Origin of the sequence: Collimonas humicola (assembly GCF_018304945.1) — a bacterium.
GTDB classification, from domain to species: Bacteria; Pseudomonadota; Gammaproteobacteria; order Burkholderiales; family Burkholderiaceae_D; genus Collimonas; species Collimonas humicola.
This window is the reverse complement of record NZ_JAGQEE010000001.1, coordinates 1,239,773-1,256,402: the sequence shown is the minus strand read 5'-3', so window position 1 is coordinate 1,256,402 and position 16,630 is coordinate 1,239,773. Positions and strand designations below refer to the sequence as shown.

Annotated in this window: 17 protein-coding genes; 10 read left to right on the top strand and 7 right to left on the bottom strand. The window is 59.2% G+C overall.

Going from position 1 to position 16,630, the window contains the following annotated elements:
* Window positions 1-195: 195 nt before the first annotated feature.
* On the top strand, window positions 196-972 hold the full coding sequence (locus tag KHU30_RS05705; protein WP_211441617.1) for an RNA methyltransferase: 777 nt from the start codon (window positions 196-198) through the stop codon (window positions 970-972).
* A 52-nt stretch (window positions 973-1,024) separates the two neighbouring features.
* Here KHU30_RS05705 and lexA read toward each other — a convergent pair whose 3' ends face one another.
* On the bottom strand, window positions 1,025-1,672 hold the full coding sequence (gene lexA / locus KHU30_RS05700; RefSeq protein WP_211441616.1) for a transcriptional repressor LexA: 648 nt from the start codon (window positions 1,670-1,672) through the stop codon (window positions 1,025-1,027).
* Between the two features lie 307 nt (window positions 1,673-1,979).
* On the opposite strand from lexA, the gene rpsF reads away from it, so the two are divergent.
* The 7 genes from rpsF to KHU30_RS05665 all read left to right on the top strand — a co-directional run bounded on the left by rpsF (window position 1,980) and on the right by KHU30_RS05665 (window position 6,940).
* Window positions 1,980-2,348: a 30S ribosomal protein S6 gene (rpsF, locus tag KHU30_RS05695; RefSeq protein WP_038488331.1), complete on the top strand. Its 369-nt coding sequence runs from the start codon at window positions 1,980-1,982 to the stop codon at window positions 2,346-2,348.
* 46 nt (window positions 2,349-2,394) lie between these two features.
* Window positions 2,395-2,721, top strand: a complete 327-nt coding sequence (priB, locus tag KHU30_RS05690; RefSeq protein ID WP_211441615.1) for a primosomal replication protein N — start codon at window positions 2,395-2,397, stop codon at window positions 2,719-2,721.
* 41 nt (window positions 2,722-2,762) lie between these two features.
* The gene (gene rpsR / locus KHU30_RS05685) at window positions 2,763-3,047 is read left to right on the top strand and encodes a 30S ribosomal protein S18 (RefSeq protein ID WP_038488337.1); all 285 of its coding nucleotides are present in this window, start codon (window positions 2,763-2,765) and stop codon (window positions 3,045-3,047) included.
* 26 nt (window positions 3,048-3,073) lie between these two features.
* Window positions 3,074-3,526, top strand: a complete 453-nt coding sequence (gene rplI, locus KHU30_RS05680; RefSeq protein WP_211441614.1) for a 50S ribosomal protein L9 — start codon at window positions 3,074-3,076, stop codon at window positions 3,524-3,526.
* A gap of 117 nt (window positions 3,527-3,643) precedes the next feature.
* Window positions 3,644-5,044 (top strand): replicative DNA helicase, encoded by a 1,401-nt coding sequence (locus KHU30_RS05675; protein ID WP_211441613.1) that lies wholly within the window; start codon window positions 3,644-3,646, stop codon window positions 5,042-5,044.
* Window positions 5,045-5,226: 182 nt separating this feature from the next.
* Window positions 5,227-5,853 (top strand): DUF47 domain-containing protein, encoded by a 627-nt coding sequence (locus tag KHU30_RS05670; protein WP_211441612.1) that lies wholly within the window; start codon window positions 5,227-5,229, stop codon window positions 5,851-5,853.
* A 76-nt stretch (window positions 5,854-5,929) separates the two neighbouring features.
* The gene (locus KHU30_RS05665; RefSeq protein WP_211441611.1) at window positions 5,930-6,940 is read left to right on the top strand and encodes an inorganic phosphate transporter; all 1,011 of its coding nucleotides are present in this window, start codon (window positions 5,930-5,932) and stop codon (window positions 6,938-6,940) included.
* A 120-nt stretch (window positions 6,941-7,060) separates the two neighbouring features.
* On the opposite strand, the gene KHU30_RS05660 is transcribed toward KHU30_RS05665, so the two are convergent.
* The 6 genes from KHU30_RS05660 to KHU30_RS05635 all read right to left on the bottom strand — a co-directional run bounded on the left by KHU30_RS05660 (window position 7,061) and on the right by KHU30_RS05635 (window position 14,324).
* Complete coding sequence (locus tag KHU30_RS05660) at window positions 7,061-8,638, bottom strand: DHA2 family efflux MFS transporter permease subunit (RefSeq protein WP_329956581.1); 1,578 nt, start codon at window positions 8,636-8,638, stop codon at window positions 7,061-7,063.
* A gap of 99 nt (window positions 8,639-8,737) precedes the next feature.
* Entirely contained in the window at window positions 8,738-9,946 is a 1,209-nt protein-coding gene (locus tag KHU30_RS05655; RefSeq protein ID WP_230427194.1) for an HlyD family secretion protein, read from the bottom strand.
* 40 nt (window positions 9,947-9,986) lie between these two features.
* Entirely contained in the window at window positions 9,987-11,501 is a 1,515-nt protein-coding gene (locus KHU30_RS05650; protein ID WP_230427193.1) for an efflux transporter outer membrane subunit, read from the bottom strand.
* Between the two features lie 129 nt (window positions 11,502-11,630).
* Complete coding sequence (locus KHU30_RS05645; RefSeq protein ID WP_211441609.1) at window positions 11,631-12,104, bottom strand: MarR family winged helix-turn-helix transcriptional regulator; 474 nt, start codon at window positions 12,102-12,104, stop codon at window positions 11,631-11,633.
* Window positions 12,105-12,252: 148 nt separating this feature from the next.
* A complete protein-coding gene (locus tag KHU30_RS05640; RefSeq protein ID WP_211441608.1) occupies window positions 12,253-13,653 on the bottom strand; it encodes a sensor histidine kinase in 1,401 nt (466 codons plus the stop codon).
* The gene (locus tag KHU30_RS05635; RefSeq protein ID WP_211441607.1) at window positions 13,650-14,324 is read right to left on the bottom strand and encodes a response regulator transcription factor; all 675 of its coding nucleotides are present in this window, start codon (window positions 14,322-14,324) and stop codon (window positions 13,650-13,652) included. The genes KHU30_RS05640 and KHU30_RS05635 overlap by 4 nt, the downstream gene beginning before the upstream one ends.
* 158 nt (window positions 14,325-14,482) lie before the next feature.
* Between KHU30_RS05635 and KHU30_RS05630 the strand changes: the two genes are divergently transcribed.
* Together KHU30_RS05630 and KHU30_RS05625 are read left to right on the top strand one after the other, a co-directional pair.
* The gene (locus tag KHU30_RS05630) at window positions 14,483-15,499 is read left to right on the top strand and encodes an ABC transporter substrate-binding protein (protein WP_211441606.1); all 1,017 of its coding nucleotides are present in this window, start codon (window positions 14,483-14,485) and stop codon (window positions 15,497-15,499) included.
* A gap of 134 nt (window positions 15,500-15,633) precedes the next feature.
* The gene (locus tag KHU30_RS05625; protein WP_230411463.1) at window positions 15,634-16,482 is read left to right on the top strand and encodes an ABC transporter ATP-binding protein; all 849 of its coding nucleotides are present in this window, start codon (window positions 15,634-15,636) and stop codon (window positions 16,480-16,482) included.
* Window positions 16,483-16,630: the final 148 nt, after the last annotated feature.

Genomic DNA, 16,630 nt, shown 5'->3' with positions numbered 1-16,630 from the left:
ATGAACGATGCGAATTTTCCGGCGCCTATTGACGCTTATTTTGATAAATAAGCAGCTTTTAGTCGCAGAAATCCGCGTTATGGCGCTATTTTAAACCTAGATTGCATAATTGATTGCTTACTTTTACCCGAAAGGCCAGATGAACACAGATTTTCTTTCATTTGATAGCGCTCGTCGCTTGAGTGGGGAGCACAAATGAACACGGCGAAAATCAATACGTCTCTTTTTCAGCGGCTGCGCTTCGTGCTGGTCGAAACCAGCAGCCCCGGCAATGTCGGCGCTGCCGCCCGCGCGATAAAAACCATGGGATTTTCCGAGCTGGTCCTGGTCAATCCGCGTTTCCCTGACGTCTTGCAGCGCGAAGAAGCGATAGCGTTCGCCAGCGGCGCACAGGATATCCTGGCTTCGGCGCGAATCGTCGACAGCGTAGAGCAAGCCTTGGAGGGGTGCAATTTTGCGGCGGCCCTGAGCGCCCGCTTGCGCGAATTCTCGCCGCCCCTGACTGCGCCGCGCGCGTTGGCGGCGCAGCTCGCAGGCGACGTCAGCCTCAATGCCGCGGTATTGTTTGGCAGCGAACGTTACGGTTTGCCCAATGAGGTGGTGGAGAAGTGCAATGTCCTGCTGAATATCCCGGCCAATCCGGAATACTCATCGCTGAATCTGGCGCAGGCGGTGCAGGTGCTGGCCTATGAATGCCGGGTTGCTGCCAGCGAGGATTTGTCGCCCGCAGGCGCCGGCGAGATCGGTTTCCAGGGCAACGCGGCCAGCCTGAGCGACATCGACGGCATGTTTACGCATCTGGAACAGGCTTTGATCGAAATTGAATTTCTCGATCCCGCCAGCCCGAAAAAATTGATGCCGCGCCTGAAGCGGCTGTTTTCGCGGGCCCAGCTGGAAACCGAAGAGGTCAACATTCTGCGCGGCATCGCCAGCCAGATATTGACCAAGCGGCGCCGGCTCGACCGCTCCTGACGGCGGTCTGCCGTTGCGGCAGGTAGGACCGTGTTTTTTTTGGGGGGGCTCCTTAGTTCCAGCTGCGCAGCAGGCCGACCGCAAGGCCTTCCAGGGCGAAGTCTTCCTGAGCGTTGACAACGATGGGCTCAAAATCGGGATTTTCGGGAAGCAGCTGGATCACTGAACCGGATTTCTGATAGCGCTTGACGGTGACGTCATCACCCAATCGTGCCACGACGATCTGGCCGTTCCTGGCGCTATCGGCTTTCTTTACTGCCAGCAAATCGCCATCCAGGATGCCGGCGTCGCGCATCGACATGCCGCGCACTTTTAGCAGATAGTCCGGCTTGGCGCTGAATAGCGCCGGGTCGACGTTGTAGCTGGCCTGGATGTGTTCCTGCGCCAGGATAGGCGAGCCGGCGGCAACGCGGCCGACCAGCGGCAGGCTGAGCTGCATCAGGGCCGGGTGGGGCAGCGCCAGTTGCGTGCCCTGGCTGCGCAGCGTAGTTTCCGTCAGGCGGATGCCGCGCGAGGTGCCGGGGGCGATCACGATGGCGCCCTTGCGCGCCAGCGCCTGCAAATGCTCTTCTGCCGCATTCGCCGAACGGAAGCCGAGTTCGGTCGCGATTTCCGCACGCGTCGGCGGGAAGCCGGTGTTTTCGATGGCGTCCTTGATCAGGTCGAGGATTTGCTGTTGGCGGGCGGTCAGTTTAATCATAAGTGTTTGAAGGCAAGGTTTGACAGCCGAGGCTATCCAGTTCATTCGGATAGACGCGCAAAGCGACATGGGTGCGTTGCGCTGCATTTGTGCTGTGTATATCAACAGTCTGTATTTTTGTACAGTATTTGTGCAAATGCAAGATAAATTGATGCAGATTAGCCACTTCCTTATGCTTAGGCGGTCGCAGGCGCCTGAAAACATTGAGTTTTTTCGCAATTGCGCGTACTATTGCTGGTTTTCCTCTTCCCACACTCGTCTTGACGCCGAGGTGGGCGATTCTTCAATCAGTCCAAAAGGAGCTTACATGCGTCATTATGAAATCGTATTTATCGTCCATCCAGATCAAAGCGAGCAAGTGCCTGCAATGATCGAACGCTACAAAGGTATCGTCACTACACGTGGCGGCACTGTGCATCGCGTGGAAGACTGGGGCCGTCGTCAACTGGCATACCTGATCCAGAAACTGGCGAAAGCGCATTACGTTTGCCTGAACATCGAGTGCGACAGCGAAACTCTGGCTGAAATCGAAACCGGCTTCAAGTTCAATGATGCAGTATTGCGTCATCTGACCGTCAAGCTGAAGAAGGCCGAAACCGGTCCTTCGCCAATGATGAAGGCTGTGCAGAAGGAAGATGCTGCCAAGAGCCATCGCACTGAAGCGCCGGCAGCCTAAATTGCCCGGCCTGCCAGCATTCTTATAGCCATCGAGTCCATCTGGAGTGAGCCAAGCCAATAACGTGTTTCAGCTGGTTGCCGAAATTGCCGAACGTGAAGTCATACGTTATACACCGGCAGGCATTCCGATCGTATCTGCAAGCCTGCAGCACCGTTCGGAGCCGATTGAAGCGGGAATAAAGCGTTTGATCGAATTCGAAATCGCCGCGCTAGCCGTCGGCGAGATTTCAGGAAGATTCAGTCAGGCGCCGTTGGGCGGCACCTTCTGGTTTACAGGTTTCATGGCGCGCAAGAGTCGCAATGGCAGGAGTCTGGTATTTCACATCACGGATTTCGCTGCAATGGAAGCGGATGGTTCCCAGAGAACATAGCGGAAATTGCAGATTAATTATTTTAGATACAGGAGCCAAAAATGGCATTCGGTAAAAAGTTCGATAAAAGCAAACTGAAAAACAAGCGTCAACAACAAAACCCGCTGTTCAAGCGCAAGAAATTCTGCCGTTTCACCGCTGCACACGTTGCCAGCGTTGACTACAAGGATGTCGACACGCTCAAGGATTTTGTCCAGGAAAACGGCAAGATCATGCCAGCACGTCTGACCGGCACCAAGGCAATCTATCAACGTCAAGTGGACACTGCGATCAAGCGCGCACGTTTCCTGGCGCTGCTGCCATACACCGATCTGCACAACGCTTAATTGACGACTTGAAATAGGAGAAAAATATGCAAGTTATTCTGTTGGAAAAAGTCGTTAATCTCGGCAACCTGGGTGAAGTTGTTCGCGTCAAGGACGGTTACGCACGTAACTTCCTGATCCCGCAACGCATGGCGCGTCGTGCTACCACTACCGCTATCGCTGAATTCGAAGCGAAGCGCGCTGACCTGGAAACAGCAGCGGCAGCCAAGCTGGCTGTGGCGCAAGGCCAGGGCGAAAAACTGAACGGCCTGACTGTTCAGATCTCGCAAAAGTCGGGCGTTGACGGCCGTCTGTTCGGTTCCGTGACCAACTTCGATATCGCTGAAGCGCTGACCAAGCAAGGCTTCCCAGTTGAAAAAGCACAAGTGCGCCTGCCGAACGGCCCGCTGAAGACCACTGGCGAACACGCTGTTGCGGTTGCTCTGCACACCGACGTCGTGGTTGACATCGTCATCGCAGTGATCGGCGAGCACGTTTAATACGCTGTTGCCAAAAAATCATTGCAGTCAAAAAAAGCCGGGTTTTCCCGGCTTTTTTTACGCCCTTTTTCTGGCAGTGCAGCAAGACGCTTATAAGAAGCAGGTATAATTCGCGCCATGAAAGCACCTTCTAAAGCACCGTCCGATCCGCAGTTAGATTCCCTCCGCGTACCACCCCATTCTATCGAAGCAGAACAGTCCGTTTTAGGCGGATTGTTGCTGGACAATGCGGCGTGGGACAAGATCGCGGACTTCGTCAATGCTGACGATTTCTATCGCTACGATCATCGGATCATCTTCCAGCACATGGTCAAGCTGATCAACGGCAGCAGGCCTGCCGACGTGATCACGGTCTATGAATCGCTGAGCGGCACCGGCAAGGCGGAAGAAGTCGGCGGCCTGAGCTACCTGAATGCGCTGGCGCAAAATACGCCATCGGCGGCCAACATCCGGCGCTACGCCGAGATCGTGCGCGATCGCGGCGTCTTGCGCAAACTGATTACCGTCGCCGACGAAATTTCCGGCCAGGCTTTCAGCCCGCAAGGCAAGGAAGTCAAGCAGATGCTGGACGAAGCGGAATCGAAGATTTTCGCGATTGCCGAAGAGGGTGCGCGCGGCGCCCAGGGCTTCCAGGAAATCCAGCCGCTGCTGACGCAGGTGGTGGAGCGCATCGATGAGCTTTACAACCGCGACAACCAGAGCGATATCACCGGCGTTTCGACCGGCTTCATCGATCTCGACAAGATGACTTCCGGCCTGCAAAAGGGCGACCTGGTGATCGTGGCGGGACGGCCGTCCATGGGCAAGACCGCGTTCTCGGTCAACATCGGTGAGAACGTGGCGATCGACAGCGGCTTGCCGGTGGCGATCTTTTCGATGGAAATGGGCGGCGCCCAGCTCGCTATGCGTATGCTGGGTTCGGTCGGCAAGCTTGATCAGCACCGCCTGCGCACCGGCCGCCTCAACGACGAGGACTGGCCGCGCCTGACCCACGCGATCCAGAAGATGAACGATGCCCAGCTGTTCATCGATGAAACCCCGGCGCTCAGCTCGATCGAACTGCGCGCCCGCGCGCGCCGCCTGTCGCGCCAGTGCGGCACGCTGGGACTGATCATCATCGACTACCTGCAGCTGATGTCAGCCAATAACGCCGGTGAAAACCGCGCCACCGAAATTTCCGAAATCTCGCGTAACCTGAAGGGCCTGGCCAAAGAGCTGCAGTGCCCGGTGATCGCACTGTCGCAGCTGAACCGCTCGCTGGAACAACGCCCCAACAAACGTCCGGTCATGTCCGACCTGCGCGAATCCGGCGCTATCGAGCAGGATGCCGACGTCATCCTGTTCATTTACCGCGACGAGGTATACAACCCCGATTCGCAGGAAAAGGGCACCGCGGAAATCATTATCGGCAAGCAGCGTAACGGTCCGATCGGCAGCGTGCGCCTCAGCTTCCTCGGGCAATACACCAAGTTCGACAACTATGTCGGCAATCTGGACGCGCCGTACGGCGGCGATTGATTACTGCTGCTGATTTTGTTGCATTAACGAAAAATTTACAAAAACCTGCTAAGCGCTGGTTGAGCGAGCCTGATATATTTCAGTTTCGTGACATTGTTTGCTTTAAATTAATATCCTTGGTTTAAATGTAAACGTAGTTGTAGTTTTAGATTTAGCTTAACCCTCAATAGAGAGAATAAAACATGTTTGGACGATTGATGCCCACCGAGGGCAAATTCTTTGAGCTCTTTAATCAGCATGCAGAGTTATGCGTCAAGGGCGCCAAAGAAATGGTGGCGTTGATGACTAATTTCGACGATCTGGAAATCCGCGTGCACGCGATCGAAGGCATTGAGAAGCAGGCCGACCAGGTCACGCATCACGCGATCGACATGCTGCACAAGACCTTCATTACGCCCATCGACCGCGACGACATCCACCAGCTGATCACCCGCATGGATGACATTCTCGACCTGCTCGAAGATGCGGCGCAGACCATCTCGCTGTACGACATCAAGGCCATCACGCCTGAAGCCAAGCGCCTGGCCGAGCTGTGCCTGGGCTGCGCCGAGAAGGTCAAGGCCGCGGTAGGCTTGCTGCACAATATGGACAACTCGCGCGAGATCCTGGCCATCTGCGTCGAGATCGACCGCCTGGAATCGGATGCCGATCACGTGATGCGCGCTGCCATGTCGAAACTGTTCCGCGACGAGCCTGATGTGCGCACCCTGATCAAGCTCAAGGCAATTTACGAAATCCTGGAAACAGTGACCGACCGCTGTGAAGATGTGGCCAACATCATCGAAGGCATCATCGTCGAAAATGCCTGATGCAGAGTAGGGCGACGGCGGCCGCTGGCCGCTGCCGCATCGATGTAATCCTAAAAAAAAACCACTCTGGCTACTCATGCACACTCTTCAAATCAGTATTTACGCTCTCGTCTTCCTCATTGCACTGGCGCTGGTGTTCGATTTCATGAACGGCTTCCATGACGCCGCCAATGCAATCGCTACCGTGGTTTCCACCGGCGTCCTCAAGCCGCAGCAGGCGGTGGCCATGGCTGCGCTGTTCAACTTCATCGCGATTGCGGTATTCCAGCTGCATGTCGCCGCTACCGTCGGCAAGGGCACCATCGATCCGAACGTGGTCGATCATTACGTCGTCTTCGGCGCGCTGGTCGGGGCCATCTGCTGGAACATCTTGACATGGTACTACGGCATTCCCTCGTCATCCTCGCATGCCCTGATCGGCGGCCTGGTCGGCGCCGCGGTGGCCAAGGCCGGCACCGGATCGCTGATCTCGGCCGGCCTCATCAAGACGATCGCCTTCATCGTGCTGTCGCCGTTGCTGGGCTTCGTGTTCGGCTCTATCATGATGGTCCTGGTGTCGTGGATTTTCGTGCGTTCGACGCCGCGCAAGGTCGATAAATGGTTCCGCCGCCTGCAACTGGTGTCGGCGTCCATGTATAGCCTGGGGCACGGCGGCAATGATGCGCAAAAGACCATCGGCATCATTTGGATGCTGCTGATCGCCACCGGATTTTCGCAAGCCAGCGACGCCCTGCCGCCATGGTGGGTGATCATTTCCTGCTATAGCGCGATCAGCCTTGGCACCTTGTTCGGCGGCTGGCGCATCGTCAAGACCATGGGCCAGAAAATCACCAAGCTGAAACCGGTGGGCGGCTTCTGCGCCGAGACCGGCGGCGCCATCACGCTGTTCCTGGCGACCATGCTCGGCGTGCCGGTATCGACTACCCATACCATCACCGGCGCCATCGTCGGCGTCGGCGCCGCGCGCCGCGTTTCAGCGGTGCGCTGGGGCGTTGCCGGCAATATCGTCTGGGCCTGGGTGCTGACGATTCCAGCGTCGGCTTTCATGGCGGCGATAGCCTGGTGGATAGGCAAGCATATCTTGTAAATGATGTACAGGGCTGGCTGGGTGAAGCGGTCTTCCAAAGCAAAACGGGCGGTGCATAGTGAATATGCACCGCCCGTTTTTTTATCGGCCCCGCTATCGGGGCGGCCCTGCGTTTATGGCTTAGTGCGCGCCGCCGGCATCCACAGGCAGGCTGGAACGCTGCGGCTTGGTCAGCCATACCAGTGCAATCAGCATCAGGAACAATACCGCCGAGAGCCAGAAGATATCGGTTGCTCCCTGGGTGGCTGCCTTGACCGAGATCAGGCGGTCGACAGTGGCCCAGGCTGCCGGCTCAGGCATGCCCTGTACTGTCAGATTATTCACTGCCTCGGTGAATGCCGGGCTGTGCGGGCCGGTAAACTCTGTCAGCTGCGAATGGTGCAGGGAGGTGCGGCGGTCCCACAAGGTGCTGGTGATCGAAGTGCCCATGCCGCCGAACATGATCCGCACGAAGTTGGACAGGCCCGCGGCCGAAGGAATCTTGTCGGGCGGCTGGCCGGACAGGATGATCGACGTCAGCGGGATAAAGAACATGGCCATCGCCGCACCCTGGATGATGGTCGGGATCATCAACGTGAAGGTGTCGACGTTCTCGGTGAACTGCGAACGCAGGTAGAACACTATCGCAAAGATGAAGAAGGCGGTGCTGGCGACCCAGCGGGCATCGATCTTGGGCAGCAGCTTGCCGATGACGGGCGACAGGATGATCGCAAAGATCCCCACCGGCGCCATCACTTCGCCGGCCAGCGTTGCCGTGTAGCCGAGCGTGGTCTGCAGCCACAAGGGCAAGATCACCAGGCCGCCGAACATCAGGCCGTAGCCGACCGAGATGGCGATCACGCCGCCGCTGAAATTGCGGCCCTTGAACAGCCTGAGGTCGACCACCGGGTGGTCGTCGCCGAGTTCCCAGATGATGAAGTAGATAAAGGCGACCAGCGCCACCGCGCCCAGTATCACGATGGTCGAAGAATTGAACCAGTCGAGTTCCTTGCCCTTGTCCAGCATGATCTGCAGCGAACCGACCCAGATCACCAGCAAGGCCAGGCCGACTTTGTCGATCGGCAGCTTGTAGGTGACGGATTCGCGCTTATGGTAGATCGACCAGGTGGCCCAGGCGGCGAACACGCCGACCGGGATGTTGATGTAGAAAATCCATGGCCAGGTGTAGTTATCCGAGATCCAGCCGCCCAGCAGCGGCCCCATGACCGGCGCCACCAGCGTGGTCATGCCCCAGAACGACAGGGCCATGCCGCTCTTGGAGGGCGTATAACTGGATAGCAGCAGCGACTGCGACAAGGGAATCATCGGCCCTGCGACGGCGCCTTGCAGCACGCGGGCGGCGATCAGCACTTCCATGCTGGGGGCCAGTCCGCACAGGATCGAGGACAGCACGAACAGGATGATCGAGGTAACGAACAGCCGCACCTGGCCGAAGCGCTGGGTCAGCCAGCCGGTCAATGGCACCGAGATGGCGTTGGCCACCGCGAACGAGGTGATGACCCAGGTTCCTTGCTGCGGCGAGACGCCGAGGTCGCCGGAAATGGCGGGGATGGAAACGTTGGCAATCGACGAATCGAGGACGTTCATGAACACGGCGAGCGACAAGGCTACCGTACCCATGACGAGCTTGCCGCCGGTCAGCGGCGGCAGCGGTTGCGAAGGCGGCCGCGGCGGCGGCGCTGGTTTTGGGGAACTCATGAAGGCATTCCGGTAAGGGTTATTGCATATCCGCTGCCGTGAGCGCAGCCGCCGGGAAGGCGGCATCCGCGACGGCAGGCGCCGGCAAACTGCAGGTTATCAGTGCGCTGCCGCTGCATTGTTGTTGGCAGCGATGATGCTAGCGATACGCGCATCGGCCTCCTGGCCGCTCTTGTCGAATACATCGGTGGTGTAGGCCGGTGCGGTGCGCGCCGTGCCTGCCGTCAGCGACGTGCCTTCGGTCTGGGCGATGTCGACGCTGGCGTCCATCGATACGCCTATGCGCAGCGGATGGGTCTCCAGGTCTTTCGGATCCAGCGAGATGCGCACGGGGATGCGCTGTACGATCTTGATCCAGTTGCCGCTGGCGTTTTGCGCCGGCAGCAGAGCGAACGCAGAACCGGTGCCGGCTGCCAGGCCGACCACCTTGCCGTGGTATTCGATCTTGGAGCCGTACAGGTCGGACTTCAAGGTCACCGGTTGGCCGATGCGCATATTGTTGATCTGCACTTCCTTGAAGTTGGCATCCACCCACAGGGCATTCAACGGCACGATCGACAGCAGCGGGCTGCCGGCGGCGACGCGCTGGCCAACCTGCACCGACCGCTTGGCGACATAGCCGGTGGTCGGCGCCAGCAGGGTGGTGCGGGCCAGGTTGATATAGGCATTGCGCACCTGGGCGGCGGCGTTCTGCACGTTTGGATGCTGCTCAACCGAGGTGCGGTCGGTCAGCACCTTGTTGGAGGCCAGCTGCTCGCGCGCCGATTGTAAGGCCGCTTCCGCGCCCTGTACCGCAACCTTGGCGTGATCCAGTTCTTCCTTGGAGACGGCGCCGGTGCTGATCAGCTGCTGGCGGCGCGCGAGGTCGGCGCGGGCGCGTTCCAGTTCAGCGCTGCGGGCAGTGACGGCGGAAGTGAGGGTGTTATTGTTGACGAACAGCGTGCGCACCTGGCGCACGGTCTGGGCCAGCTGGGCCTCTGCCTGGTCCAGCGCGACCTTGGCGTCGGCCTTGTCCAGCTCCACCAGCGGCTTGCCGGCCTGCACCAGTTCGGTATCGTCGGCATTGATCGCCAGCACCGTGCCGCCGACCTGCGGCGTCACTTGCACCACATTGCCGCCGACGTATGCATCGTCGGTGCCTTCGTAGTGGCGGGCGTAGATGAACCACCAGATGCCATAGGCGATCAGGACAATGATCAGGGCAATGGTGACGCCGATCAGCAAGCCACGGCGCTTGCCATTACCGTTGCTGGCAGCGGCAGCCGGCTGCGCTGTTGCTTCTTGTGGGTTTTGATTTGATGTTGTCATGGCGCGGATTTCGCAATAAGTGAACGGTTGTTTTAGTTAATCAGTTAGCGGCGCTGGTTTGCGGATTGCTGGCGGCAGCCGTCGCTGCAGGGCCCAGGCCGGCGGCGTCTGCGTCAAAGCCGCCGCCCAGCGACTTGATCAGGTTGACGCGCAGGTCGGCCCGGCGCGCGCGCGTATCGAGCTCAAGCTTGCGCTGCGCCAGCCAGCTGATCTGGCTGCTCACCACCTGCAGCATGTTGGCGGTGCCGACCTGTTGTCGCTGCTCGGCCAGCTTCATGCCGCGCTCGGCTGCATCTACCGCGGTCTGCTGATTCTTGCCTTGTTCTTCCGCGGCACGCAGCGACTGCACACTGTCCGCCACTTCGTGGAAGGCATCGTTCAGCGCCTGGTTGTAGGTTGCCACCGCGCCGTCATAGGCGGCGACACGTCCCTTGAGCTGGGCACGCAGTGCGCCGCCTTCAAAGATCGGCAGATGGATGGCAGGCCCGGCGCCGAGCACCTTGCTGCCGTGGTTCAGGAATTGCGAAAAGCTCAGGCTGGAAAAGCCGATCATCGCCGACAGGTTGATGTCCGGATAGAACTCAGTCTTGGCCACCTTGATATCGCTTTGCGCCGCTTCTACCTGCCAGCGCGCCGCCAGCACATCCGGCCGCCGTCCCATCAAGCCCAGCGGCAGCTGGTCGGGTAGGGCGATGGCGCTGTCCGCCGGCAGCGTCGGCTGGGCGATGGCCAGGCCGCGGTCCGGGCCCCGGCCCATCAACGCCGCGATCTGGTTGCGGGTCAGTGCGATCGCTTCCTGCCATTGCGAACGCTCAGCACGCAGGCCTGCGACTTGCTGGCGGCTCTGCTGGTTGTCGCTTTGAGTATCGAGACCGGCGGCAAAACGCTGCTGGGTCAGCTTGTCCAGCTTGTCGCGCAGCGCCAACTGCTGGTCGGTCAGGTCGAGCTGGGCATACTGGCGTCCCAATTGCAGCCAGGCTTTCGAAATGGCGGCGGTCAGCACCAGCCGCGCGGCGTAATGTTCCGCTTCAGCGGCCTTGCTTTGCGAGATGGCGGAGCGCAGCTGTTCGCTATGCTTGCCCCAGAAATCCAGGTCGTAGCTAAAGTTCAGCGCCGTTTCATAGTCGGTCACGTACATGCCGCCGAATGGCGGCGGGTAAATGCTGTTCTGGGAAAAGCGTTCCCGCGTCGCCGACAAGCTGGCGCCGACTTGCGGCTTGCTGGTGGCGCCGGCCGCTTCCACCATCGCACGCGAGGCGGCGATGCGGGCGGATGCTGCCTGCAGGTTCGGGTTGGCGGCCAGCGCTTCATCGACCAGTTGCTGCAGCTGGCTGCCGCCGATCGTGCTTACCCAGGAGCTGCTCGGCCAGGCGCCGCCCTGGCCCGGCAGGGAAGACGCGGATGCGTAGTCATCCGCGCTGTTCGAATGGGCGCTGCTGTGAATGCCGCTGAAGTTGGCGCAGGCTGCCAGCAGCAACACGGCAGCACTGATGGCAAGGCGTTGCGTTGCTAGTTTCGGCAGGTTGCGTCTGGATGAAGATGAAAGAGGGTTCATGTCGGGGTTGATTTGACGATTAGATTTAGCGGCCACGGATAAATGACTATAAGGAATACAACAACAGGGAACGACACAGGCGTTTGTTGCTTGCTTAAAAATAATACTGTATGGATAGTTCTTGCATAGTCAATGTGTTTTCTCTGCCGGCGCGTTGCTTTCCAGCAAGCGCCGCAGCATTGATTTCAAAAAGCCGATTTCTTCCGGGCTGAAATCCGAAAAGTGCTTATTCAGTACGCCGCAAAATGCTTTTGGCATTTTTTTCGACAGCTCCAGGCCGTCGGCGGTCAGGTGCAGCTTGATCAGGCGCCGGTCGTGCGCGCAGGGTACGCGTGTGATCAGGTCGCGCGCCGCCAGGCGATCGATCATGCGTTTGGTCGATGCTGCGTCGGTATACGTCTCGCGCGCCAGGTCGGCGGCAGTAGAGTATTTGCCGGTTGATAGCATCAACAGAATCGCACCCTGAGCATGGGTAATGCCATATTCCGCCAGCGATTCATCCGAACTCTTCACCAGCATGGCGCGCGAGCGCGCCAGCAGATAGCCGATGCTTTCTTCTATCTGATAGTTTTCCACGGTGAATATGGCTGCTCGCTTGCTCACGGATTGCTTGCTCTTCTTTGCTGGTACATTAACTATTTGTTATTTATTTACCACTTATTCGGGTAAATACTTGTATAGGTATTCGTTGCCTAGGCAATAATGTACTGCAAAATAAATTTCCGTGCTGGGGATGTCCTAGAACTGATGTTCAAGTTCTGTTTGCGTTGCCGGACTCTGCACAGGCTGGCAGATGCACCAGCACGGTCAGGCCGTTTTGCTGGCCGGAGGCCGCCAGCGTCACCGTGCCTTGCGCGGCGATCACGATTTCCTTGACGATGGCAAGGCCCAGGCCTGTGCCTTCCTGGCCTGGCGCAGCGTTACGGAAGAAGCGTTCGAACACACGGTCGCGCACTTCGGCCGGAATGCCGGGGCCGTTGTCGCTGACGCGGATGGCGACCTGTTCGGTGCTGGCGGCAATGCTTACGGTGACCTTGCCATGCGCCGGGGTGTAGCGGATGGCGTTGTCGACCAGGTTCATCATCATGGCGTTGAACAAGCCCTCGTTACCCATGACCCAAGCCTGTTCAAGCGCGGTGTCTAAGCCCAGGTCGATATTCTTGCGCTGCGCCAGGTCGACAATCTCTTCCAATACCGTGGCGGCCACCGCAATCAGGTTCACCGGATGGCGCAGGAAAGCGGTGGTGTTGGATGCCTCCGCCTGCGACAGCAGCAGCAGCTTGTTGGTCAGTTCGGTCATGTTGCGGCTGCTTTCCTGCAGCGCCTGCAGCACTTCGCCGCGCCGCTGTTCGTCGGTCAGGCGGCGCGCGAACTGGATCTGCGAATCGATCAAGGTCAACGGCGTACGCAGCTGATGGGCGGCGTCGGCGATAAAGCGCTTTTGCGCGGCGACCTGGGTGTTGAGGCGCTGGATGGTCTGGTTGATGGCTTCGACGATGGGGCGCAGCTCCAGCTGCAGCTGGCCGGCTTTGATCGGCGACAGCGAGGTGGCGTCGCGCAAGGCCAGCTGGTCCTTCAGATGCATCAGCGGCCGCAGCTCCATGGTCAGGCCGATCACCACCAAGGCGACGGCCAGCAACAGCATGGCGATCTGGCCATGCAGGGCAGGGCGCCACAGGTCGGCCAGCATCTGGTCGTGCGCGCGCGTGGTCTGTCCTACCAGCACGGCGATCTTGCGCAGCTGGCCGGCGTTGTACAAGATCCGCACCTGGCTCACCACGCGCAGCGCCTGGCCGTGATAATCGATGTTGCTGAATGCCGGCGCCGTTACCGGAAAGCGCAAGGCTGGCGGGAAATCGGGGCGTCCGGCCAGCAGGCTGTCATGATCGGTGATGACCTGGTAAAACACCTGGTCCTGTTCGGGCGAGACCAGCAACTCCAGCGCCGCCGGCGGCACACTGGCGTGCGGAACGCCGTCCAGCCACTGGATTTCGCCGGCGATCACCTGGGCCGCGGCCAGCAAGGCATGGTCCTGGATCAGGTCCGCAGTCTGGCGCGCGCTGCGGTACGTCAGCGTGGCGCTGATGGAGACGAATAATGTCAGCGGAATCAGCAACCACAACAGTAAGCGCAGGCGCAGGCTGATGATCAAGTGAGGTCTTTCTGTTTGAGCAGATAGCCGAGCCCGCGCAAGGTCATGATGGCGGCCTGGCAGTGTTCCATTTTCTTGCGCAAGCGATGGATATAGATTTCGATGGCGTCCGCGCTGGGTTCGTCGTCCAACCCGAACACGCCGTCCATCAGGGCCGTCTTCGAGACGGTCTTGCCTTGCTTCAGCATCAGGATTTCCAGCACGTCGTGCTCGCGGGCGGGCAGCGCCAGCAGCTGGCCGGCGATCGAGAATTGCCGGGTATTGCTGTCGTAGTGCAGGTCGGCGCAATGCATTTCCGCTGTCTTGCCGGGCGTCTGGCGGCGGATCAGGGCCTTGATCCTGGCTACCAGTTCGCGTACTTCAAACGGCTTGACCAGGTAATCGTCGGCGCCGGCGCCCAGGCAGTCGACCTTCTCGTCGACCGAACCGCTGGCCGTCAGGATCATCACCGGCACGTTGTTGTGGCGCTGGCGCAGCCGCCGCAAGACGCTCTTGCCGTTCATCTTCGGCAGCTGCAGGTCAAGCAGGACGACATCGTAGCTTTCGCTTTGCAGCAGGCTGTCAGCCATTTCGCCATCGGTGGCGAGGTCGATGGTGAACTTGTCTTCCTTGAGTATCTTGCTAAGCCACAGTGCAAGCGGCGGATTGTCTTCGATCAGGAGTAATTTCATGGAGGCTGGCTAGGTTATGTTGCACTGCAATCTAAATTGTACCGATTTGGAAAGCTGGATGAAAGTTATCGCATCCTAGAATACGCTCAAGATTGGAACAATGGCAGCCTGTCATATGTATCCAGCGATTATCCCAAAAAACAAATGGAGACAACGCAATGCATACCCTCATCCGCGGTTCATTGATTTCTGCTGTGCTGCTGTCCGGCGCGGTACTTGGCGCCAGCCAGGCCGTCGCGGCAGATTCAGGAAAAATCACCATCATGGTCGGCGGCATCACCAAGATGATCTATCTGCCGGCCAAGCTGACTGAACAGCTCGGCTATTTCAAGGAAGAAGGACTGGACGTCGAGCTGCAATCGCAACCGGCCGGCGTCGATGCGGAAAACGAATTGCTGGCCGGCGCGGTGCAGGCGGTCGTCGGCTTCTACGACCACTCCATCGATCTGCAAAGCAAGGGTAAGGAAGTCACCGCGATCACGATCTTCGGCCAGGTTCCCGGCGAAGTGGAAATGGTCTCGGCCAAGGCTGCCGCCACTATCAAGAGCATGGCCGACGTCAAGGGCAAGACCCTGGGCGTGACCGGACTCGGTTCTTCCACCAATTTCCTGACTCAGTACCTGGCGGCCAAGAACGGCATCACTTCCAACCAGTATTCAGTGCTGCCGGTCGGCGCCGACAATACCTTCATCGTGGCGATCAAGCAGGGCCGCATCGATGCCGGCATGACCACCGAACCGACAGTCTCGCAGCTGTTGAAAACCGGCGAAGCGTCGGTGCTGGTCGACATGCGCACCGTCGAAGGCACGGTCAAGGCGCTGGGCGGCTTGTATCCGGCCTCCAGCCTGTATGTTCAGCGGCCATGGCTGAACACGCACAAGGTGGAAGCGGCCAAACTGGCGCGCGCCTTTGTCAAGACGCTGAAATTCATCAACACCCACAGCGCTGCCGAGATCGCCGACAAGATGCCGAAGGACTACTACGGCAACAACAAGCCGATGTACGTGCAGGCGCTGCAGAATTCCCTGCCGATGTTTTCCGCCGACGGCACCATGCCGGCAGGCGGCCCGGAAACCGTATTGCAGGTTCTGTCGGGATTCAATCCGAACGTCAAGGGCAAGCACATCGACCTGGCTAAAACTTATACCAACGAGTTCGTCAGCGCAGCCAAATAAACGCAACGCTGAAATTGTAAAGACCGGCACATCCTGCGCTTAGGCGCAGGGCGGCCGGCAAACGGACGGCCTGGCCGGCGCGATGTTCGCGTGCGGCGGGAGTCCGGCCGTCCGGAATTAACAAGGAAACTGAAATGACCCAAACAGCATACGCCTCGGCTGCGCCAGCCTCACCCGTCAAGCTGGCGACGCCGGAACCGTCGCGCGATACGCCAGCCATCGAACTGCGCAACGTCTCCTGCCGCTTCATCTCGCCGGATGGCAAGGCGACCGTGGCCTTGCGCGACTTCACGATGAGCGTGGCGCGCGGTGAATTTGTCGCGGTGGTCGGTCCTACCGGCTGCGGCAAATCGACCACCCTGAGCATGATCACCGGTCTGCTCAAGCCGACGGTAGGCGAGGTGCGCATCATGGGCGAGCCGGTCAACGGCATCGATCCGCGCATCGGCTTTGTATTCCAGAACGACGCGGTCTTCCCGTGGCGCAGCGTGCTGCATAACGTTGCTGCGGGGCCGCTGTTCCGCGGCAAGCCGAAGGATGCTGCGTATGCCTTGGCGGAAGAATGGATACGCCGCGTCGGCCTGGAAAAATTCGGCAATCACTATCCGCACCAGTTGTCCGGCGGCATGCGCAAGCGCGTGGCGCTGGCCCAGACGTTCATCAACAGCCCTGAAATCCTGCTGATGGACGAGCCGTTCAGCGCGCTCGACATGCAGACCCGCACCCTGATGCAGGATGAGTTGCTGCAGCTGTGGTCGTCGCAAGCCGGTTCGGTGGTGTTCGTCACCCACGATCTGGAAGAAGCGATTGCGCTGGCCGACAAGGTCTATGTGCTGACCGCGCGTCCAGCCACCTTGAAGAGCGTGTATGAAATCGACCTGCCGCGGCCGCGCGTGATGTCCGAGGTGCGCTATGAACAGCGCTTCATCGATATCTCACGCAAGATCTGGGCTGACCTGCGCGAAGAAGTGCACATCAGCTGAATCGTTTTATTCCATTACACAGTGTCGCCTGCCGCTCTGGATTCCAGGGCAGGCGACGGCAAAGAGGCAAACCATGAATCAAGCACAAACCGTCGACAAGCTCAGCGCCGCCAGCCTGGCTACCGTCGAACAAGAAGCACAACGAAAA

Excerpts from the sequence above, each read along its gene's own strand:
- KHU30_RS05705 (WP_211441617.1), top strand. The coding sequence starts at position 196 with ATGAACACGGCGAAAATCAATACGTCTCTTTTTCAGCGGCTGCGCTTC.
- lexA (WP_211441616.1), bottom strand. The coding sequence starts at position 1,672 with ATGATTAAACTGACCGCCCGCCAACAGCAAATCCTCGACCTGATCAAG.
- rpsF (WP_038488331.1), top strand. The coding sequence starts at position 1,980 with ATGCGTCATTATGAAATCGTATTTATCGTCCATCCAGATCAAAGCGAG.
- rpsR (WP_038488337.1), top strand. The coding sequence starts at position 2,763 with ATGGCATTCGGTAAAAAGTTCGATAAAAGCAAACTGAAAAACAAGCGT.
- rplI (WP_211441614.1), top strand. The coding sequence starts at position 3,074 with ATGCAAGTTATTCTGTTGGAAAAAGTCGTTAATCTCGGCAACCTGGGT.
- KHU30_RS05675 (WP_211441613.1), top strand. The coding sequence starts at position 3,644 with ATGAAAGCACCTTCTAAAGCACCGTCCGATCCGCAGTTAGATTCCCTC.
- KHU30_RS05670 (WP_211441612.1), top strand. The coding sequence starts at position 5,227 with ATGTTTGGACGATTGATGCCCACCGAGGGCAAATTCTTTGAGCTCTTT.
- KHU30_RS05665 (WP_211441611.1), top strand. The coding sequence starts at position 5,930 with ATGCACACTCTTCAAATCAGTATTTACGCTCTCGTCTTCCTCATTGCA.
- KHU30_RS05660 (WP_329956581.1), bottom strand. The coding sequence starts at position 8,638 with ATGAGTTCCCCAAAACCAGCGCCGCCGCCGCGGCCGCCTTCGCAACCG.
- KHU30_RS05655 (WP_230427194.1), bottom strand. The coding sequence starts at position 9,946 with ATGACAACATCAAATCAAAACCCACAAGAAGCAACAGCGCAGCCGGCT.
- KHU30_RS05650 (WP_230427193.1), bottom strand. The coding sequence starts at position 11,501 with ATGAACCCTCTTTCATCTTCATCCAGACGCAACCTGCCGAAACTAGCA.
- KHU30_RS05635 (WP_211441607.1), bottom strand. The coding sequence starts at position 14,324 with ATGAAATTACTCCTGATCGAAGACAATCCGCCGCTTGCACTGTGGCTT.
- KHU30_RS05630 (WP_211441606.1), top strand. The coding sequence starts at position 14,483 with ATGCATACCCTCATCCGCGGTTCATTGATTTCTGCTGTGCTGCTGTCC.
- KHU30_RS05625 (WP_230411463.1), top strand. The coding sequence starts at position 15,634 with ATGACCCAAACAGCATACGCCTCGGCTGCGCCAGCCTCACCCGTCAAG.